The sequence below is a fragment of the Opitutaceae bacterium TAV5 genome (genome assembly GCA_000242935.3).
Classification (GTDB): domain Bacteria; phylum Verrucomicrobiota; class Verrucomicrobiia; order Opitutales; family Opitutaceae; genus Geminisphaera.
In genome coordinates, this window is the sequence record CP007053.1 from 3,677,753 (window position 1) to 3,698,423 (window position 20,671).

Here is a 20,671-nt window from a genome sequence, read left to right on the forward strand (position 1 = left end):
GCACCGCGACGCGGGCATTTTACGCAACGATATTCGGAACGCGCCGCTTCCCTTTCGCCGGGCGTGGCGGCTACCGTAGAAATTCACGAAACACGGCCTGCCTGCGCACAAGCGCATCCCGCGTCTGCGCCGCCGCGGGCGCGGTATCCGGGGGGATCGTTTGATCTTCTCCCGTCTTCTTTTCCCCTTCATGCCAACCTCGCCAGTCAAAGATTCCTTTCCCCGGTTCCTGCCGATCATTGCGCTTCTGTGCGCGCTCGCGTTTGCGGGCATGTGGTTCGCGGGGCGCGCCGGCCAGGGCGGATTCCTGCTGGCGGGAGCGTTTCTCGCGGCATCGTTTGGCTGCACGCGGATCGAGAAACTGAAAAGCCTCACCTACACGATGCTCATTCTGTGCCTCGTGTGCGTGGCGATGTTTTATCCGGCCCGCCTCCAGGCGTGGGGCGATTTCCGGTTCGTGACGCTGATCCCGGTTCTGCTGCAACTGATCATGTTTGGCGTCGGTTCCCAGATGAGCATGAAGGATTTTGAAGGCGTGGTGCGCATGCCCAGGGCCGTCATCCTCGGCCTGTGCTGCCAGTTCACCATCATGCCGCTTCTGGGTTTCGTCCTGTCGCGGGCGGTCTCGTTTGATGGCGGCGCCATCGCCGCGGGACTGGGACTGGCCCAGGCGGGCAACATCGATCCGGCGCGAGCCACGGCGCTGTCGGGTGCGATTTCGGCGGGCATCGTCCTGATCGGTTGCTCGCCAAGCGGGCTGGCCTCAAACGTCATGTGTTTTCTGGCCAGGGGGAATCTGGCGCTGTCGGTCACAATCGCCGCGTGCGCAACGCTGATGGCTCCGTTGATGACACCCTTGCTGATGAAGCTGCTCGCCGGCACGCTGGTGGAAGTGAGTGTGGTGGCGATGATGGGCGATGTTATCCGCATGCTGGTTTATCCGATCATGGCCGGTCTGGTTTTTAACGCGGTCGCCACGGCCAGACCCTGGAAGAGCCTGTTGCGGGAAGGCGGGTTGTCCCTGCTGCTGATCCTGGTCATGCAGACAGGGATGGGGCTGCTGAAAAAATCGACGGCGGGCGACATCGGGCACGGACTGCTGATAACGGCGGGGCTGGTGCTCGTGCTCGCGCCGCTGGCGGGGGTGCTTGTGCGCGCGCTGACCGGTGGCGGCACCGAGGCGGTAAAACGGATGATGGCGTTTTTCTCGATGGCGGCGGTCTGTGCGATCCTGACCGTGATCACGGCCTCCAATCGCGAGAGTCTGCTCAGGATCGGGCTTCTGATGATTGGCGTGATGTTCGTTCATAATGTGGGCGGCTACCTTCTCGGCTACGTGATCGCCCGGCTTTTCAGGATGGACGACCGCTCCTGCCGCACGCTCGCCATCGAACTCGGCCAGCAAAACGGCGGTCTCGCCAACGGCCTCGCCGCGAGCCTTCCGCTGGATGCTCCGGTCAAGGCGCTGATGGGCATCGCACCGGCCGTCTTTGGCGCGTTGCAAAACATCACCGGCTCCGCGCTCGCCACCTGGTGGCGCCGTGTTCCCGTGAAGGATGAGGTGGCGAAAAAAGCGGAAGCAAAAGAAACGGAGGGCTCGAAATGAGCAACCCCGCAACCGGCGGCATGCGTCCGGCAGACGGAATCCGCCGCGATATCTATTACTGGAAGTGCGACCGCCCGGCGGCGTTTCACGGCACCGGTCAGGACGAGGCCCGGCGCCAGGTGCACCTTGCCAGTGTCGAGGCCCATCTGGCGGAAATCTTGCGAAGGCGTTTTGGCGCAACACCGCCGGACCTGCGACCGGGCGGCGGACAGGGCAACCACCTGATGTTTCGCGCCACGGTCGCGGGACGCGATTGCATGATTCGCGTCGAGGACGGCCCCGAGCAGGACGACTACATGGAAGTGGAGGCGCACGTCATCGGCCTCGTCGCAAAGGCGGGCGTACCGGGCTGGCGTTTTCTCGGCGTGGATTCGAGCCGGCGCGAAGCGCCGTTTGCCTGGCAAATCGTGGAGCGTGTGCCGGGCGCTGACCTTAACGCGCTGATGAAAGCGGGCACACTCGATCTGCCCGCCGTCGCCGAAAAGATCGGCGCGTGCGTCGCCCGCTGGCAGGCGGTGCGCCCGGACGGTTTCGGGCCGTTTCAGCCCGGGGTGCTGCGCGCGGAGGGGCGGCTTGCCGGTTTTCACGCCACGGCGGCGGACTATTTCCATACGAGACTCGACCGGCATCTGGCGTTCCTCGTCGACCGCGAGTTTATCAGTCGTGTCGAGGCGGATACAATCGCTGCCGAAGTGACGAAGTGCGTGCCGTTGCTGCGCCTCGCCGACAGCGAAGGCGGCTGCCTCGTGCACAAGGATCTCGCGCTCTGGAACATCATCGGCGACGCGTCCGGCGCCATCGCGGCGGTGATCGACTGGGACGACGCCATCGCGGGCGACCCGATGGACGACCTGTCGCTGCTCGCGTGTTTTTACGACGGCCCCGTCATCGCGCGCGCTCTGGCTGGCTACGTCTCGGTGCGGCCGTTGCCCGAAAGGCACGCGGAGCGCTTCTGGCTGCACCTGCTGCGCAACATGCTCTGGAAGTCCGTCATCCGCGTGGGCGCCGGGTATTTCGGGATCAAGGCAACGGATAATTTTTTCCTCACGGCAGGCGCCGGCAGGACGAACGGCGCGGGCGGTGGCGGCGCGGCGTTAAAGGATTTCACGCTCGCCCGCATCCGCGCGGCGCTGCGCGGGCTGCAACACTCCACCCATCCTGAAACACTATGAGCCCTTCCTGCGCTCCCGGCCTATCCGGTTTTCCCGGCCCCTGCTGCAAACCCGAACGCCTGCGCGGCGGCGTCCCTACGCTCGGCACCTGGTTCTCGATCGGCTCTCCGGTCATTGCCGAGATCGCCGCCGGCTGCGGCCTCGACTGGGGCCTGTTTGACCATGAGCAAGGCTGCGCTCCCGAGGCGGCATTGCCCGACAACCTGCGAGCGGTGGCCGGCACGCCGCTCATCCCGATTGTGCGCGTCGGCGCTCCTCATCCCGACGCCGTCATGCGTGCGCTCAACTGGGGGGCGGAGGGCATCATGTTTCCGCACGTCGAATCGGCGGAGCAGGCCGACGCCTGCGTGCGAACGGTGCGCTACCCGCCGCGCGGCGACCGCGGCATTTCGCGGTCCACACGGGCCTGCGGTTACGGACTGCGCGCCCCGGATTTCAAAAATTCTCCGCCCAGGCCAATCGTGATCGTGCAGATTGAAAGCCTCGAGGGTGTGCGCCGTGCCGGAGAAATCGCCGCGGTCGATGGCGTGGATATGCTGTTTGTCGGCCCGGCGGACCTCACGTTTGACCTGAGCATCAACGCTTCCCCCCCCGGGCCGGATTACGCCGGCTGCCTGCGCGCCGTCGTGGCGGCGGCGCGTTCGCACGGAAAATCGACCGGCATCCTCGTGCGCGACGTGACGGATGCCGGCAGCTTGCGCGAGGCGGGATTCACCCACCTCGCGATCGATTCCGACATGGCGATCCTGCGCAGTCGTTACCGGCAACTGATGGCCGGAGCGAAAGAATGGCAAAACTCCCAAGCCTGAAGAAAATGAAAAACCCCCGCCCCGGTCCACAAGTCTGCTTGCTCTTTGCCGCCCTTCTTGCCTCCGCCTGTCCACTTCCGGGCCGTGCGGCGCAGCCCGCGCTCGTCGTTGCCAGCGACCGGAGTATCCGGTACGATGATACCGGAAACCGCTTCGTGCTCAAGCAGCCCGACCCGGGTTCGCTGACTCTGATCGGCTTTGATGGCGGCCAGCCGTCCGTCCGTCATGTGCCCGGCGTGCCGGTCAACTTTACGGGGCCTCCGACCTGTGTGGCGCTTCACCCGTCGCGTCCGCTGGCGCTCGTCGCCAGTTCGATGCGCCCCGTGATCGTCGAGGGGAAACCGGTTCACGTCATGGACACCCGCGTCACGCTCGTCCGCACGGATACGGGAACCCTTGCAGATCATGCCACTGTCGGCCGCCAGCCGGCGAGCGTGGCGTTTGCCCCGGATGGCAGCTTGGCCCTCGTTGCCAACCGCAGCGACGGAACCCTTTCGATTCTCGAACTGGCCGGAACGGACACCGCGCCGGCCTTGCGGGAACGCACCCGCGTGGCGCTCTGCGAACCCGGGGCGTTGCTCTCCCACATCGAGATCAGCCATGACGGAAAACGGGCTCTCGCCACACTCAACGGTCCCGGCAGCGAAGTGCTTCTGCTCAGCCTCGCGAAAGACGGCACGCCGGCCATCATATCCCGCGCTCCCGCCGGAGAGGGGAGCTATGTCGCGCGTTTTGCGGGGGAGGGAAGACTTGCCCTTGTGGCCGCGATCCGGAGCGACGAGATCATCATGTTCTCGACGCGCAACGACACGCTCCGTGAAACGGGCCGCGTGAATGTGGGCCGCATCCCCGAGGGGCTGGACGTCAGTCGCGATGGCCGGTGGGCGGTTGCGAGTTGCATGGGCGGCTTCGGCATCACTGACATCGCGCATACAGAATACGGGAAAGCGGGGGCTGTGTATCTGCTGAGCAACGATGGAGAGGCATTTGCCGTTGCGTCCCGTATCCAGGTAGAGGGTGGTCCCCAATTCGCAGTATTCACGCCTGGCGGTGACCATGTGATCGTGGCCGGCACCGGCCACCGCCGCCTCGCCTTCCTGCGACGTGAAGGTGCCAGGCTGATCCCGACCGGCATGCGCATCGAAGTCCCCGGCGAACCCGTGGCATGCGACCGCGCGCGCTGAAAAACCCTGTCATGCCATGATCGTTACAACCGTCAGCATTCCTGAAAACCGATGAAAAAAACAACGAAACGCCTCACCCTGCTTCTGCTCGTCACCCTTTTCACCGCCGGTGCAGCCCATTCCGTCGGGCAGCCCGCAACGAAACCTGCCTCCACAGAACCTGCATCAACCTCCGACACAATGACAACTGAACAACTCGCCGCGCCGGCCCTCGTGCCGCCGGTCATCACTACATCGCCACTTCCTGAATACGGTTATGACCGGCTCGACTACGGCATGACCATTGGCATCGAACGCACCCCTGGCGGACGACTCTGGGCGTGCTGGGTCGGCGGCGGCGACAACGACAAGGCGTTTTTCGTCCTCGCGACGAGCGACGACGACGGTGAGACGTGGTCGTCGCCGCGTGTCGTGATCGACCCGCACGACGACAGCCTTCCTTTGCGCCGCCGCACGGTGGTCGGCAACTTGTGGACTGATCCGCAAGGGCGGCTGTGGCTGTTTTTCGACCAGTCCATGACGATGTTCGACGGCCGCGCCGGCGGCTGGCGCACGATCTGCGAGAATCCCGACGCCGCCCGCCCCGAGTGGTCGCCCCCCGTCCGTATCTCGGACGGCTGCACACTCAACAAACCTCTAGTGCTTGCCAACGGCGACTGGCTCCTGCCTGTGTCCCTGTGGGGTCGCAACCTGATTTCGCGACCCTTCTCGCAGATGGACGCCTTTCGGGACCTCGATCACATGCGCATGGCCAACGTGTTTGTCTCGAGCGATCAGGGTCGGACATGGGAACGCCGGGGAGGGGTGGCGTTTCCGAATCCGCGCTTCGACGAGCACATGTTCATAGAACGGCGGGACGGCTCGATCTGGATGACCGCGCGCACGCGTACGGGATTATGGGAAAGCACATCCACCGATGGCGGCAGGACATGGAGCAAGCCAACCGCGTCACCGGTCAGGACAGCTTCCGCCCGGCACTTCATCCGCCGCCTGCAATCGGGCAATATCGTGCTCGTCAAGCACGGCGTGGAAATTGACAAGGCGCCCATGTCGAAAGGAGAACCTTTCCGCTCCCATCTCACGGCCTTCCTTTCCGACGACGACGGCCATACCTGGAAGGGCGGCCTGTTGCTCGACGAGCGCCGCCGTGTCTCTTATCCCGACGGATTCCAGGCCCCCGACGGGACAATCTACGTTTCGTGGGACCGGGACCGAAACGGGAAAGGGGAAATCCTGATGGCCCGATTTACGGAAGAAGACATCCTCGCCGGCAAATTCGCCGGCCCCAAATCCCGCACCCAAATGCTGATCAGCCGTCCCGATCCGGCGGCCGTCGCGGCACGCCTGGAAGCCGACAGGAAATCCAAAGACGAGAACGCCGGCAAAGGCGCTCATGAAATCCTGGAGAAGAAGGAAGGCGCTGAAAAGCAATCCGGCACCTCTGCCGGCAACCCGTAATCCGGCAGGCAGCAAGGCGGGTCGCCGTCAGAAACGCAGAGTGTAGTCGAGGTGTCCGTCGGCTGGAATCTTGACCAGCACGAGCCGGCGATCGGGTAACGGCGCATCGCTTTCCGCAATCGCGGGGGCGCGGCTGGCTCCGCGGAATGTGAGCGTGAGCAGCGGGGTTTCCCGGCCGGCGCGACGGATGATGATGGCGCCGGTTTCAACGGTGGCGGTGTCGTTCCCGGCGAGGATGAGCGGGAAATGTTCGCTGAAGGTGCCGGGCAGGCGAACGTTCACAGCAATGCCGGCGTCGGTGAACGTCACCGTCTTTTCGCCGGCAGGCTTTCCTTTGGCAGGCGCCAGCGGATACGTGAGGACGAGGTCACCCTGGTCCAGGTCGGCCGCAGCCGGGAGCGGGGAGGGAGCAGGGTGGCCGGCGATGGTGATCCGGGCTTCGAAGGAGGTTGCCTCGAAGGGGAGTTCGGATTTTTCAGCACAGGTGCCCCAGGCGAGTGATTTTCTGAGAGACTGGCTCTGGAGCAGGATGCCGGTATCGGGACGCCAGACAAAGCCGAAACCGTAACGCTGTTGCGGGGTGGCCGGATTACCGAAGGCGAACGAGGCGTACCAAGCAGGCCGGCGCAGGTAGAGGAAATCGGCGTCCTTGCGCGGATCGTGGCGGGCATGGTTGAAGCGATCACGGACGAGATACGGCAGTTGGCCGCGGGCGGCCTCACGTTCGGCATGGGTCGGGTAAAAGGCAGGATCGCGCCGGTCGAGAAACAGGTAGGGCGAAAAGGATTCGAAACTGCGGGTTTTCAGAGGACCGGTTCCCGGCCAGTTGCGGGCGAGTCGGGCACGGGTGGCGGCGATGGCGGCGGCGTGTTCCTCGCGGCTCAGGGAGAAGGCGCGGGCAGTAGGGATAAATTCTGCCATGGGCGTTTCCACGTGCCTGAAGAAAGGATGCTGCTTGCGCGATTCGATGGCGCGATTGAGGGCAATCCATGATTCTCCGGGCTGGAGCAGGGCATTCCAGGAAAGCCACTCGAACCAGGCCGTTTCCTTGGCGAGCCAGACCTGCGCGAGCGGCGTGTCGCGGATATAGGGCCAGGCGCTGCGTGTATTGGTTCCGTGGGTACCGAGCGTGTACTGGAAATCGGGACCGTCCTTTTCGTAGAAAAAGCCGGCGGGGCTCTGGAAATCGTCCGCGCTCTGGTGGAGTCGTTTTTCCCAGAGGTCGCGCAGTTCCGTATCGTCGGGATGAAGACGCATCCAGGCGAGCCCGCCGGGCCAGACGTTGCCAAACTGGTTGGTGAAGCGGGATCCGTGGTCGTAAAAATCCTGGCGTGTCAGGGTGGCGACGATGGCCTTGCGCCAGGTGGCCTGGGCGCGGGCGAGCGCATCCGCATCGATGGCGGGGGTACCGGGAGCGGCGAGGTGTTCGAGCGCGCGGCCGAGAAATTTGGTCATGAAGCCCGTGGCGGCGAGATTCCACTTTTGTGGTACGTATTCGGCAAAGGCGCCATCCGGGGCCTGGATGCGTCCGATGTAGTCGAGGGCCGCTTCGAGCCGGACGCGCACAGCCGGGTCACCCCGGTAAGGATTCCACTTGCGATCGGCGGTATAGAACCACGCGAGTGACAGGATGTTTTCCATGACGCGCGCATTGTAAGGCTTGTTGTCCTGCGGACGCCGCCAGACGGAAATGGCGATGAAGCCACGATCGGGCCCCTCTTCGACAATGGCGTTGGCGAATGTGGCGAAATGAGCGAGCGGGGCGACGAGGTCGAGTTCATCGTCGGAGAAGTCGGCGGGAGTGATCCGGGAAAAATCGACCGGAGTGACGCGCGGCCATTTTGCAGGTGCGCTGACGGAAGCCGGTGCATTTGCCGCCGCTGCGGCGGTAACGACGGGTGTTGCGAGGAAAGTCAGGAGCACTGCGGAAAGCAGGGGGCGGATGGCTGGCGCGGCGTTTGCAGAAGACAGGCGGACGGGTTTTTTCATCAGATATCGGAAGAAAGACCGAGGGGGTTGTTGGGGACGGGCGAACGACCGACATGGCCATCGAAGTAAAGGGTATTGCGAAAGTTGCCGTGGACAGGTGCGGGCGGGCAGTTGCCGAGTGTGCTGGTGGTGCCGACGGTATCTCCGAGTGATTTCATATCGGCATCCTGCATCGCCCAGCCACGGGTAAGTTGCGCGGAGGTGAGGCGGGTCAACAGCTTGGGTGGATTGCCGGAGCCCTTCCGGCCCCAAGGACTCCAGCTCGAACCGTCGGGGTCGTACAGTTTGTGGTTGAGCACATAAACGATACCGCGCTGGTCTTCGGGAATGGCTGACATGGTGACGAGCCAGCCGGGACACACGCTTTGTGTGGGGAAGCGCTTCTCGGATTCGGGCTCCGGAAGATTCAGGTAAGGGGCGAGGAGAGCGAGGAAGTCCTGGTTTTCACTCTGGCCCCGTTTCTTGTAACCTTGGCCGACACCGTAAAGGAGCGGACCGGGAAAATAACCTTTGTTGTCATCGACATAGAGGTGGATGCCGACGCCGATCTGGCGAAGGTTGGACTGGCACTGCGCAGCACGTGCGGAGGTACGAACCTTGGATACAACGGGAATCAGGATGCCGGCGAGAGTGCCGATGATGGCGATCACTACAAGCAGTTCGACCAGCGTGAAGGCACGGCGGCCGGCCAGAACGGCTGAACATTTTACTGAGGGCAAGGGGTGCATGGGAGAAAGGATTCGGGGGGGATTGCCGGCGCGCCGGGTTTCGCCGGGGAGAAATCATGCTTTATGACCGGCAGCGCAGGGAACGGCCTGCCAGCAGAACCAGGCAGACAAGGACACCGATGCCAAGCGCGGCGGTGCGTGGCTCCGGAATGGCGGAGACGGAGATGGTGACATTTTCGAGCGTGAAGCTCTCCAGCGCGTTGGCGCCGCCCATTCCGGTGATCACAAAGGTATCGAATGTAATATAGCCCGAGTCGTCTTGTGCCGTGAGGCTGGAGAGTGTGGTGCCGCTGCTGTTGAGGATGCTGAAGGTGATGCTGGTGGCGGTTTCGGAAATGCGGGTGATGCTGAATACTCCGGTGTAGCTGACGCTGTCGGAGAGCACCGTGGCGGTGCCTCCGCTCGCGAGCGCGGAAGTGGACAAGGCGCTGGCGCTGCTGATGAGGTTATTGTTGTTACGGCTGCGCTGATAGAGGTTGAAGGGATTACCTGTCTCGGCGCCGGGATTGGCGAGCAGGGCATAGCCACGGTATTGGTTGAAGGTGGCGTTGTTGGTGCCAGCGGCGTCTTCCGTGATGCGAGTCCCTCTGGAATTGAGAACGCCGATGCGGAGTGCGTTGTTGGCGCTGACTACACCGGCGAGTTTGAAGTCGAATTTTACCGACAGGGTTTCACCGACACCGAGGCTGACGGGACTGCCGGCATCCGTGAAATAGGTGAGAAGTTGACTGGTGTTTGCGCCGACGGTTTGGGTAATGCTGCCGCCGTTGGTCGTGTCGTAGGTTATACGATCAGCGGTTCCCGAGGTGTACCATGTGGACGTCGTCGGGAGGTTCGAGGTCAGCCGGTCACTGGTGAAGTTTTCTGCCAGGATCGTGGCGGCGGAAAGCGCGGGCAGCGTGAGCGAGGCCAGACCGAGGCCGGTCAGGGCGGCGGCGACGGCACGGAGAGAACGGGGGAATGGGCGGAATTTCATAGCAGCGGGTGGTTTGATGATTTCAGGGAATCAGGGCGTTGGGTCGGACGAGGTAAATAGGCGCAGGCGCGGGCTTGCGTCGACAGATTGTTTGCGCACACTTGTGCGCACCTGCATGAAATCTCTCCCCCGACGGGTAACGCTCAAGGAACTAGCGGCGCGGCTTGGCATCCACCACACGTCGGTGTCGCGTGCGTTGCGCGGGCATCCGCGTATTTCGGAGGCAATGACACAGCGTGTCCGCAAGCTGGCCGCCGAACTTGGTTACGAACCCGATCCGTTCCTGACCGGACTGGCGGCGTACCGGCAGGGGCAGGGCGATTCGAAATTTGCGGGTGTGCTGGCATGGGTGACGAACTGGCGAACCCGCGAGGGCTGGCGCACGTGGCAACCGATCCTGACCACCGCCACGTATTTCGGCGGGGCGGAAAAGCGGGCGGCGGAACTCGGCTACCGGCTGGAGGAATTCTGGCTCGGCGACCATGGCACGGATATGAACCGGGGATTGCGGATACTGAGAGCGCGGGGAATTCAGGGCCTGCTGTTCGCACCGCAACCGGATCCGCATACGCGGCTCGAGGTGGACCTGTCGTGGTTTTCGGCCGTGTCGTTCGGGCTGACGCTGGAGTCGCCGGCGTTGCATGTGGTCACGAGCCATTCGTACCGGACAATGATCGGCACGCTGGAAAAACTGCGGGAGCTGGGTTACCGGCGTCCGGGGCTGGCGACCACGTATTTTCACGAGGAACGGATCAACCGCGCGTGGACAGCGGCGTTCTGGGCCTATCAGGCCGAACGGGGAAAGCGGCGTGTGGTGCCTCCGCTCGTGATGCCGGATCTCGACAGAAAACTGTTTGAGGCATGGCTGCAAAAACAGCGTCCCGATGTTGTCATGGCGTCGAATTCCATGGTGACGCGCGGCTGGCTTGAAGCCGGTGGCCGGCGGATTCCGGACGATATCGGGCTGGTGCCGACGATCATCTCGGACAATTCGTTCTTGTCCGGAATGAACGAGAACGGCCCGGTTATCGGTGCCGCCGCGGTGGACCTGCTGGTGAGCATGTTGCACCGCAATGAGCGGGGAGTACCGACGCATCCGCAACGGGTCCTGATCGAGGGTTCGTGGGTGGACGGGAAAAGCGTGCGGCGGCAGAACTGAAACGAGGAGCCAGGCTTAATTGTGCTTCATAACGTCATGCGGAGGTCTCGGAGAGACCTCCCTGCCGAACACTCCGCGCCATAGGGAAATCATGCTCCTGTGCGCATGATTTTTCGACGTAATATTATGGATACCACGCGCCCGCGTTCGTTGAGGGCGTGGCGGATTTTTGCAGGGCAACGGGAGAGTTGCCAGGCACAGGCTGGCCCAGGTGTTTTTCGAGGAAGGAGAGGACCGTCGGACGGAGGTCCATTTGGGCGGGTTGGAGATGGAAGGTGTGCGGGGCGCCCCCGATTTCAACGAACCAGTAGTCGATGCCCAGTTTGCGAAGATGCTCGGCGAGAAGGCGGGAGCGTTCAACCGGGACGGTTTTGTCGGCGCTGCCGTGGACGATCAGCATGGGGGGCGTATTTTTGTCGATCCATGTGATGGGCGAGGCGGCGGTTTTGTTGGCTTTTGTTTCCTCGGGCGTGGCTCCGTCAAAGGGTGAGACGCGACGTTCGCGGATGTCGTAGTCACCGTAGAAATTGATGATGGCAGAGACGGCGTTTGATTGGTCGGTGTAGAGGCCGTGCTGGTTGAAGTCCTCAACGTGGGCAGTGGCTCCGACCATCATGGCGAGGTGGCCGCCGGCGGAACCGCCCATGACCGCAATGCGGTCGGGGGCAATGTTGAAGCGCGTGGCATTGGCGCGAATGAAACGGAGGGCGGTTTTGCAGTCGTGGAAGTTTTGTGGCCAGGCAAGGCGAGTGAGTTTGCGTTTGCCAGTGGCAGGGTCTTTTTCGACGACGTTGAGGAGGTAGTTGATTGAAAATACAGCGTAGCCGTGCGCTGTCAGGGTTTGGCCGATGTTTTTCTCACGGGCGTCGGCTTTGTCTCCAATCCGGTAGCCTCCGCCATGAATAAGGAGAACGGCGGGATGGGGGCCGGGGAAGATGGCGGTGTCGGGGAGATACGCATCGAGTTTTTCGCCACGGTCCGGGGAGAGGTAAGGGATGTTGCTCTCGATTCGGGGGACGGCGGTTGCCAGGATGGGTATGACGAGAAGGGCAAGGAGGGTAATTGATCGTTTCATACGGGCGAATGACAAAGCACATGCCCGCATTCGGAAGAATGCGGGGTTTCTGAAATCAATGGCAGGTTTGTGTCTGGTGGCATGGTCGATTTGGTCGTAATGCCGCGGCAAGGAGATCACCAAGGGAAAGACGAGAGGCAATGTCGCGCCACCAAGTTCGGTCGGAGAAAAGAGAAGATGGACGGAGCATTTTCCAGAAAAGAGGTGAGCGGGTCAGGGATGAGTGACGGTGAGGATACCGGTGGCTTCGTCGAATGATGATCCCGCGGCACATATCCCTTGAATCGGGTCCTGCCCTCCATCCTGTTTCCGGTTGCCGTTGCTCTTGCGACCGGACCGTCCGAACCTGACGCCAATAAAGATGAGTCGCCTGTAAGCAGGATTCCTGGAGGACAAGGAACGCGTCGAAAAGCAAGCCGGCTCCTCCGCGGGCAACCCGTAATCCGGCAGGCGCAAGGCGGGTTGCCGTCAGAAGCGCAGGGTGTAGTCGAGTTGACCGTCCGACCGGTCCTCCGGGCTCGCGCTTTTGTACACTCTCCCGCGGCGGCTCATCGGATGATGACAGGTATTGTCGCGGATTCGCGGTTCCGCTTTACATGGGAAAATGAGCCAGCAGCACATGCGAGTTTCTCTCCGGCAGGTCGCGGCCAGGGCCGGCGTTTCCCACGTGGCCGTGTCGATGGCGCTGCGCGGGCGTCCCAATATCCCGGAAAAGACCCGCGTCCGCATCCGGGCTATCGCCGAGGAGATGGGCTATCGCGCCGATCCCATGCTTTCCGCGCTCAACATGTATCGCCAGACGCGGCGGGGAGCCGCTTACCAGGCCGGCCTCGCATGGATCAACGCTTTCCCGGAAAAGAACACCCTGCGCAACAATCCCGATTTCGACCTCTACTGGCGGGGCGCCGTCGCCACGGCGCGCGAGGCCGGTTTCAGTCTCGACGAGTTCTGGATGTATGAACCAGGCATGACGCCGCAACGGCTGGCGAAGATTCTGCACAGCCGGCAGGTTCAGGGCCTGCTTCTGCCACCGATGCCGGCGGCCCATGTCTTGCTGGAATTGCCCTGGGACGCGGTCTCCACGGTGGCGATCGGTTATTCGCACGAACCGGTTTTTCACATCGTGGTCAACGCCCACTACCGCAGCGCCCGCGATGCCATGAGGCGACTCCACCGGCTCGGCTACCGGCGCGTCGGCTTCGTGACGTGGCCCGCGCTGGAGCAGCGCACCGACTGCAACTTCCGGTCGGGTTTCGTGTGCGAGTGCGAGCAGCTCGGCCTGTCACCGCTGATCTGCTCCGTGCCCGAGGGGCCGATGTGGAAGCGTAATGACGCGGTTGATACCTACAGGAAATCGGCTGCGCAGATCCGTCGCTGGATGCGCGAGCACCGGCCCGATGCCATGTTGTTGCCCGATCCGTATTGCGCGCGTGTGCTGGGCTTCGAGCCGGCGGCGTCAGCGGCGGGCGCGAAACCCGCGTCATCACGGAACAGGAAACCTGTCATCGCCGTTCTGGCGACTTATCCGCAAGACCCCTGGTTTGCCGGCATCGACCAGGATGCGGAGCGCATCGGCGCCGCCGCGGTCAACCATCTCATCAGCATGATCCAGCGCAACGAGCGCGGCCGGCCCGAGCGCCCCTTGCGCATTCTGGTCGAAGGCGCGTGGCGTGACGGCGCCTCGGTTCCCGGCAGGTGATGGGAACTTCTAAAAATTGAACAGAAGGCAACAAAGAGAACGAAGAATAATCAAAAAGTCTTTTCACTAGATGTATGTAACATTTTTTATTAAAACATATTCCGAAATTTAACTACATAATTTTCTCTTCGTCCGTCCCTTCGTTATCTTCTGTTCAAAAATCATTTTTTAGAACCTCCCTGATATTTACACAAAGGTCGCAAAGGTCACAAAGAATAGCTGATTCTGCCCTTCGCGCCCTTCGCGCCCTTCGCGATCTTTGTGTAAAATCCGGAGCATCCAGAGAAGCGGTATCAGGCGAGACTGTCATCCCGTCCGGCGGCGAGGGCGTCGCCGCTCCTTTTTGATACAACGGAGTGCAACGGGGTATGACCACTTCCCGGGCAGGCGGCATCAACCCGCCGCCCGGATGCTCGGCCCGTCCACGAACCGGGGCGGGATCAATATCTGCCGCGGCACTTCCGGTACGCCGTATTCATTTTGCTGCAACTGCGTCGCCACCAGATCGACTCCGGCCGCCGCCACCTGCGCCCGCCGGTGATCGATCCCGGCGAAGCCGGCCATCGACGGCAGCGGCACCCGGTCATGCACCACCAGCCCGATGTCTTCGGGGATGCGCAGCCCCAGTCCCTGGCGCAGCCATTCCGGCACCGGCTCGTGAAAGGTGATGATGACATCCGGACGATACCGCCGCATCCATCTGCGGAAAACCGGTTCGCCCTGCGTCAGATCGTTGTGCGGAAACAATAACAACGGCACCCGTCGCCGCGCCGGCACCGTCTGCTGGTAATGCAGCAAGGCCCCCGAATACGTGTGGTCGGCGCGCGCATCGATCCAGGGCGAGATCGCCACGCCGATCCGCCGGTAGCCGCGCGCTTCCAGCAATGCCGCCGTCATGAGAACGCCCTGCGTCATGTTGGTGCTCGCGCGGTGCAGCGCCGGCGCGGCCAGCCCGTAACCGAATGTCGCCGCCGCCAGCCCCGTGTAGTCGAGCTTCGCGCTGAATTGCCGCGATGACTGCACGGAGATGAGCAGCCCGCCGATGCCGCGTGTGCGGATGATTTTTCCCAGACGTGCCGGGCTGATGCCGCCGCGCCCGAGGTCGAATTCCTCGACCTCGTAACCATACCGCCCGGCCCGCCGGCGAATATCGTCGAGCGCCACATAGTTATAGGCGGCCCCGTGGAGTTCATCGTCGGGAAGATCGTCGCGGATGACGGCCAGACTGGCCCGCATCCGGCGCGTACGATGACTGCGCACCAGCTCCATCAGCCCCGCCATCCGGGGATCGGGACGGTAACCGGTCACCTCCGCTGCCGCGATCACGCGCATCCGGGTTTCGGGCAGGACCCGCGGCGAATTGCGCAACACCCGCGATACCGTCATCGCCGACACCCCGGCCCGCCGCGCCACCGCCGCCAGGCTGGGGGCTGCGGGAGAAGGGGCCGCCGGTCCTGCGGCCGGACCGATTTCCGGAGCATGAAGCGCGTCTTTGGGCACGGGGATGTTATCATAACATGAAAACACCTTTGTCGATGGCCATTTTCTTTCGCTGACTGGGCTTTTTCAGAAACCCGACCACCCGACCATCCAGCCCGACCCCTCCGACATGAAGAACAAACTCCTGGCAGGCGCCCTGGCCATGACCGGTTGCCTGTCCGCCCAGGCGCAGCAGCCCGACCGGTCCTTTCTCAATCCGCCCGGCTACGTCGGCCCGCCGCAGGCGGCGCACGCCGTGACCAACCGCGCCTTTCAGGGAATCTCCAGCATGGCGGTATCGCCCGGCGGCCGCCTCTGGGTGATCTGGTATGCCGGCGTGACACCGGGCGAGGACCGGAACAACTACGTGGTCCTCGCCACCAGCGGCGACGGCGGGAAAACCTGGAAGGAAGTCCTGGTGGTGGACCCCGACGGGCCCGGCCCCGTGCGCGCCTTCGATCCCGAAGTATGGATGGGGCCGGACGGCAGGCTGCGTCTTTACTGGGCGCAGGCCGCCGGGCACGACGGCAGCATCTCGGGAACCTGGACGCTGGAAACAGGAGAGCCGGAGTCGGAAGCGCCTGCGTGGAGTGCTCCGGCGCGCATCTCCGACGGGATCATGATGTGCAAGTCGGTCGTGCTCTCGACCGGCGAATGGGCGTTGCCCGTATCCACCTGGCGCAAGACCGATCACAGCGCGAAGATGCTCGTCTCCACGGACCAGGGCCGCACGTGGTCGGTCCGGGGGGCCTGCCATGTGCCCGAGAAGGACCGCTCCTTCGACGAACACATGCTTGTCGAACGCGGCGACGGTTCTCTCCGGATGCTGGTGCGCACCCGCTACGGCATTGGCGAGAGCATTTCCACCGATCGCGGAGTCACCTGGCCGGAACTGGTGCCGTCCGCCATTCCCCATCCCTCCGCCCGCTTCTTCATCACCCGGTTGCACTCGGGGAACCTCCTGCTGGTCAAACACGGTCCGATGGATCAACAGACCCTCCGCTCGCACCTGACGGCGTTCATTTCCACCGACGACGGCCGCACGTGGGGCGGCGGCCTGCTGCTCGACGAGCGCACGGGTGTATCGTATCCCGACGGACAACAGGCCGCGGACGGCACCGTCTACATCACCTACGATTTCAGCCGGACCGGCACGCGCCACATCCTCTTCGCCACCTTCCGCGAGGAGGATGCGGCGGCGGGCGAGGCGACCACCGGTGCGGTGCGGCTGCGACAGCTCGTCAGCGAGGCCTCCGGCGGACAGCAACGGGTCAAACGCGAGCCTTCGCCGCCCCTCCGCGACCACGCCGATGGCGAGCCGCTGCGCGTGAAACCGGCGCCGGCGGGGGCCGTGCAGGCCGACGGAGCTTCTTCGGAATCGTTGTCCGACGGCCAAGTCCTGTTCACGGATCGCAAGTACACTGCCGGCAACATTCCGGCGGCGCTGGACGGGGCGCGGTTCCTGCGCGTGAGCCTCCGGGGAAACAAGACCGTGCGCTGCACCCAAGCGGCGACGGTGTACTTTCTGACGCCGGAGCCCGACCGCAACCGGGACAGTCAGTCGAAGCGGCTGGAAGCGCAAGGGTTCAAAAAAGTCGCTCTGCCGGAAATCCCGCTCTTCAACCCCGAAAATGCCGGCAACTACGTGACGCTTTACCGGAAGGATTGCGCCGGGGGAGAGGAAATCACCTTCGGCCAGTGGGCGGTGCCGGTGTTTTTCCTCGCGGGCGGTAAGTAACATTTTTTGGATACAAATCCATTTGCCCGCCGTTCGTATGTCTTTTCCCGTTGTCCGTCTCCGTAAAAAACCCCGGATCAGGTTCCCGGGCTCCGGGGCAGCGGAGCGGCGGCGGGGACGCCGCCGCTCCGACAAGCCGAAGCAAACTTCGGAGTATCAAACCCAATGCTCATGAAATACCGTTACCGCGTCCTCGGTTTCCTGTTTTTCGCCTCGGTCATCACGTATGTGGACCGGGTCTGCATCTCGGTCGCCGGCCACACCATCCAGGAGGATCTCGGGCTGAGTCTGGAGCAGTGGGGCTGGGTGCTGGGGGCGTTCGTTCTCTCCTACGGACTTTTCGAGGTCCCCGCCGGCGCGATGGGCGACCGCATCGGCCCGCGTCGTGTGCTCACGCGGATCGTCGGCTGGTGGTCGGTGTTCACGGCGCTTACGGGCATGGCTCAGGGGTTCCGGCAACTCGTCGTGGTGAGGTTCCTTTTCGGGATGGGAGAGGCAGGGGCGTTTCCGAATTTCTCCGCCACGATCGCGCGCTGGTTTCCGGTGCACGAGCGCGCGCGGGCGCAGAGCGTCGTCTGGATGGGCAGTCGCGTGGGCGGGGCGGTGGCGCCGGTCCTCGTGATTCCGCTCCAGCAAGCCTTCGGCTGGCGCACGAGTTTTTATGTGTTCGGCGCCGTCGGCCTCGTCTGGGCCGTTGTCTGGTGCGTCTGGTTTCGCGACAAGCCCTCGGAAAAGCGTGGCGTGACGCCGGAGGAGGTGCGCGAGATCGAAGGGGCTGCGGTTGACTCCGGCGCTGCGGCGCACGTCCGGGCGGGCACGCCGTGGAAGCAGCTTTTCGGCAAGGCCAACCTGTGGTGGATCATGCTCATGTATCACGCCAACGCGTGGTGCGGCTTTTTCTACCTCACGTGGATGCATATCTTTCTGGCAAAAGGACGCGGCTTCACGCCCGGCGAACTCGTGGCGCTTTCGTGGATGCCGTTTGTTTTCGGCGCGGTCGCCAACCTCGCGGGCGGTTTCGCGAGCGACCTGCTCGTCAAACGCATCGGGCTCAAATGGGGACGCCGGTTGCTCGGTTTCGGCGGACTGGGCATGGCGACGGTGTTTCTCACGCTGACGATTTTCACCGAGGGGAAGCTGCTCACGGTCGTGTATCTGGCGCTGGCCTACGGCTGCTCGGATTTCGCGCTGCCGGTGGCCTGGGCCGTGTGTCTCGACGTGGGCGCGAAAAACGCCGGCGTGGTCACCGGCGCGATGAACATGGCCGGCCAGGCGGGATCGTTCCTGACGACAGTGCTTTTCGGATACATCGTCGTTGCGTTCGGCAGCTATAACGCGCCGCTGGTTCCCATCGCGCTCATGTCGCTCGTCGGCACACTGGCCTGGCTCAGGATCGACCCCACAAAACCGCTGGTCGCTGACACCCCGCCCACGCCTGCGGCCGCGACACCTTCCGTTTCATAGGAGCCCCCGGAAATTGAACAGAAGGTAACAAAGAGAACGAAGAACAGCCAAGGGCGTTTATAACGCATTTCCTGCACAAAATGTTTATAGTAAATAATTTTTAAGTTAAAATCTTCTTTGTTTTATCTTCGTTCTCTTCGTTTCCTTCTGTTCAAAAACGAATTTTCAGAACCTCCCTCATGAATATGCCATCTGCCTTTCCGTCCGGGCTGCTGCGGGAAATCGAACGCCGCGGCATCATCGCCGTGCTGGTCATCGATGAGCCCTCCGACGCGCTTCCACTGATCGACGCGCTTGTCGCCGGCGGCATCGCCGCCATCGAACTCACGCTGCGCACGCCCGCCGCGCTCGCGACGCTCGCCGCGGTCAAGCGCCATGCGCCGCATCTGCTCGTTGGCGCCGGCACCGTGCTCACCCCTGCGCAAGTCGTGCAGGTCAGGGATGCCGGAGCCGATTTCGCGGTGTCTCCCGGCTGCAACCCGCGCGTTCTCGCCGCCGCCAGTGACGCGGGCAACGGTGCCGGCCTGCCGTTCGCTCCCGGCATTGCCACGCCGAGCGATATCGAGGCGGCTCTGGAACACGGCTGCAACCTCCTGAAATTTTTCCCGGCCGAGCCGTCCGGCGGCCTGGCGTATCTGAAAAATATGACGGCACCCTACGCGCACCTCGGTCTCAGATATATCCCGCTCGGCGGCATCGACGACCGCACCGCAGCGGGCTGGCTGGCCGAGCCACTGGTCGCCGCCCTGGGCGGTTCGTGGATTGCGCCGCGCGAACTCGTCCGCGCGCGCGACTGGACGGCCATCACGCAGCGCGCCCGCCGGGCGATGAACATTGTCAGGGAAACCCGTCAGGGCGCCGCAAGCAGATGAAAAACGTAATCGTGACTTTCGGCGAGATCATGACCCGGATCTCGGCTCCCGGACACCACCGGCTGCGGCAGTGCCTGCCCGGCTCGCTGGACGTGGCGTTTGCCGGCGCGGAGTCCAACATCGCCGCCTCCATCGCGCTGCTCGGCGGGCGCAGCCGTTTCGTGACCGCGCTTCCGCAAAACCTCCTCGGCGACGCCTGCGTCGGCTTCCTCCGCGGCCTGGGCGTGGAGACTTCATGTATTCTGCGGACATCCGCGGGACGCATGCCGCACTATTTTATCGAAACCGGCGTCGGCCAGCGTCCGGGGCAGGTTCTTTACGACCGGGCGGAGTCTTCCTTCAGTCTCACCGAGGGCGCGGACTATGCGTGGGAGGTCGCCCTGGACGATGCGTCCTGGCTGGTTCTTTCCGGCATCAGCCCCGCTCTCTCGGAGACGGCCACCCGGGCCACGCTCCATGCCGCGAAGGCGGCCCGCGCGCGCGGCGTCACCGTGTGTTGCGATCTCAACTACAGGGCGAGATTGTGGGATTGGGAACCGGGCACGCCGCCGCGCGAACTTGCGCGTCGGGTCATGGCGGAGCTCATGCCGCATGTTGACGTTGTCCTGAGCAATCCGGAGCAGGTCTCCGATGTGCTGGACATTCCCTGGTCCGGCGCCGCCCCCGGTGATATCGCGGCCTTCGGGGCCGCGGCCCGCCATGTCGCGCAAGCCCACCCGCACCTGAAGCTGGTGGTGTTCACGATGCGCGAAAACATCTCCGCCTCGCACAACAACCTGGGCGCTCTCCTCTACGATCCGGCCGCCGACCGCGTGGTGGCAGCGCCGCAAAGGGAAGGCCGTTACCATCCTTGGGAAATGCGTGCCATCGTGGATCGGCTGGGGGCGGGCGATGCCTTCGCCAGCGGGCTGATCCACGCGCTCCACACGCGCGGGCTGGACGACCTTTCTGTCGCCCTGGATTTTGCCGTGGCCGCCGCCTGTCTCGCGCATTCCATCCCCGGAGATGTCAATTTTGTGAGCAGGGCAGAGATCGAGGCGCTGATGAACGGAGACGGCTCCGGTCGCGTGATCCGCTGACAGATTGCCATGCTGGCGCCCGGCGGGGCGCAGCCCGAACAGAGGGGTGTCCCGTCCGGCGTGCGGTTCCTTCGTATTTCGGCCGTATGACACCCGATGCGACAGCGTCGCCGGGGGGGGGCGAGGCGCTGGGCGCCTCGTCCGACAGGTAGAGACGCCTGCCACTGCGACACGGCTGATGATT

17 protein-coding genes are annotated in these 20,671 nt (G+C 63.6%); 12 read left to right on the plus strand and 5 right to left on the minus strand.

Annotated elements, in window-relative coordinates:
• Positions 1–160: 160 nt before the first annotated feature.
• From OPIT5_15720 to OPIT5_15740, 5 genes are read left to right on the plus strand one after another with little or no spacing between them, the layout of a single operon-like run.
• Entirely contained in the window at positions 161–1,606 is a 1,446-nt protein-coding gene (locus OPIT5_15720) for a bile acid:sodium symporter (protein AHF91452.1), read from the plus strand.
• Positions 1,603–2,778: a hypothetical protein gene (locus tag OPIT5_15725; protein AHF94432.1), complete on the plus strand. Its 1,176-nt coding sequence runs from the start codon at positions 1,603–1,605 to the stop codon at positions 2,776–2,778. Before OPIT5_15720 ends, OPIT5_15725 begins: the two co-directional genes overlap by 4 nt.
• Positions 2,775–3,587: an alpha-dehydro-beta-deoxy-D-glucarate aldolase gene (locus OPIT5_15730; GenBank protein ID AHF91453.1), complete on the plus strand. Its 813-nt coding sequence runs from the start codon at positions 2,775–2,777 to the stop codon at positions 3,585–3,587. The genes OPIT5_15725 and OPIT5_15730 overlap by 4 nt, the downstream gene beginning before the upstream one ends.
• Before the next feature lie 38 nt (positions 3,588–3,625).
• Positions 3,626–4,771 carry a hypothetical protein gene (locus OPIT5_15735; GenBank protein AHF94433.1) on the plus strand — a complete coding sequence of 382 codons (1,146 nt, stop codon included), beginning with the start codon at positions 3,626–3,628 and terminating at the stop codon, positions 4,769–4,771.
• A gap of 51 nt (positions 4,772–4,822) precedes the next feature.
• On the plus strand, positions 4,823–6,229 hold the full coding sequence (locus OPIT5_15740; GenBank protein AHF91454.1) for a hypothetical protein: 1,407 nt from the start codon (positions 4,823–4,825) through the stop codon (positions 6,227–6,229).
• A gap of 27 nt (positions 6,230–6,256) precedes the next feature.
• Here OPIT5_15740 and OPIT5_15745 read toward each other — a convergent pair whose 3' ends face one another.
• The 3 genes from OPIT5_15745 to OPIT5_15755 all read right to left on the minus strand — a co-directional run bounded on the left by OPIT5_15745 (position 6,257) and on the right by OPIT5_15755 (position 9,922).
• On the minus strand, positions 6,257–8,218 hold the full coding sequence (locus OPIT5_15745) for a hypothetical protein (protein AHF91455.1): 1,962 nt from the start codon (positions 8,216–8,218) through the stop codon (positions 6,257–6,259).
• The gene (locus OPIT5_15750) at positions 8,218–8,946 is read right to left on the minus strand and encodes an N-terminal cleavage protein (protein ID AHF91456.1); all 729 of its coding nucleotides are present in this window, start codon (positions 8,944–8,946) and stop codon (positions 8,218–8,220) included. The genes OPIT5_15745 and OPIT5_15750 overlap by 1 nt, the downstream gene beginning before the upstream one ends.
• 61 nt (positions 8,947–9,007) lie before the next feature.
• Positions 9,008–9,922 carry a hypothetical protein gene (locus OPIT5_15755; protein AHF91457.1) on the minus strand — a complete coding sequence of 305 codons (915 nt, stop codon included), beginning with the start codon at positions 9,920–9,922 and terminating at the stop codon, positions 9,008–9,010.
• A gap of 115 nt (positions 9,923–10,037) precedes the next feature.
• Here OPIT5_15755 and OPIT5_15760 point away from each other — a divergent pair, with 115 nt between their 5' ends.
• On the plus strand, positions 10,038–11,081 hold the full coding sequence (locus tag OPIT5_15760) for a LacI family transcriptional regulator (protein AHF91458.1): 1,044 nt from the start codon (positions 10,038–10,040) through the stop codon (positions 11,079–11,081).
• 124 nt (positions 11,082–11,205) lie between these two features.
• Here the strand turns inward: OPIT5_15760 and OPIT5_15765 are convergent, their stop codons facing one another.
• Positions 11,206–12,156: a lipase gene (locus tag OPIT5_15765; protein AHF91459.1), complete on the minus strand. Its 951-nt coding sequence runs from the start codon at positions 12,154–12,156 to the stop codon at positions 11,206–11,208.
• Positions 12,157–12,237: 81 nt separating this feature from the next.
• On the opposite strand from OPIT5_15765, the gene OPIT5_15770 reads away from it, so the two are divergent.
• Positions 12,238–12,414 carry a hypothetical protein gene (locus OPIT5_15770; GenBank protein ID AHF94434.1) on the plus strand — a complete coding sequence of 59 codons (177 nt, stop codon included), beginning with the start codon at positions 12,238–12,240 and terminating at the stop codon, positions 12,412–12,414.
• A gap of 346 nt (positions 12,415–12,760) precedes the next feature.
• On the plus strand, positions 12,761–13,855 hold the full coding sequence (locus tag OPIT5_15775) for a LacI family transcriptional regulator (GenBank protein ID AHF91460.1): 1,095 nt from the start codon (positions 12,761–12,763) through the stop codon (positions 13,853–13,855).
• Positions 13,856–14,248: 393 nt separating this feature from the next.
• Here OPIT5_15775 and OPIT5_15780 read toward each other — a convergent pair whose 3' ends face one another.
• Positions 14,249–15,241, minus strand: a complete 993-nt coding sequence (locus OPIT5_15780; GenBank protein AHF91461.1) for a LacI family transcriptional regulator — start codon at positions 15,239–15,241, stop codon at positions 14,249–14,251.
• Positions 15,242–15,464: 223 nt separating this feature from the next.
• Here OPIT5_15780 and OPIT5_15785 point away from each other — a divergent pair, with 223 nt between their 5' ends.
• From OPIT5_15785 to OPIT5_15800, 4 genes are all read left to right on the plus strand, one after another.
• The gene (locus OPIT5_15785) at positions 15,465–17,072 is read left to right on the plus strand and encodes a hypothetical protein (protein AHF91462.1); all 1,608 of its coding nucleotides are present in this window, start codon (positions 15,465–15,467) and stop codon (positions 17,070–17,072) included.
• A 171-nt stretch (positions 17,073–17,243) separates the two neighbouring features.
• The gene (locus tag OPIT5_15790; GenBank protein ID AHF91463.1) at positions 17,244–18,536 is read left to right on the plus strand and encodes an MFS transporter; all 1,293 of its coding nucleotides are present in this window, start codon (positions 17,244–17,246) and stop codon (positions 18,534–18,536) included.
• Positions 18,537–18,715: 179 nt separating this feature from the next.
• Complete coding sequence (locus OPIT5_15795) at positions 18,716–19,408, plus strand: 2-dehydro-3-deoxyphosphogluconate aldolase (GenBank protein ID AHF91464.1); 693 nt, start codon at positions 18,716–18,718, stop codon at positions 19,406–19,408.
• Positions 19,405–20,487 (plus strand): carbohydrate kinase, encoded by a 1,083-nt coding sequence (locus tag OPIT5_15800; GenBank protein AHF91465.1) that lies wholly within the window; start codon positions 19,405–19,407, stop codon positions 20,485–20,487. Before OPIT5_15795 ends, OPIT5_15800 begins: the two co-directional genes overlap by 4 nt.
• Positions 20,488–20,671 lie beyond the last annotated feature (184 nt).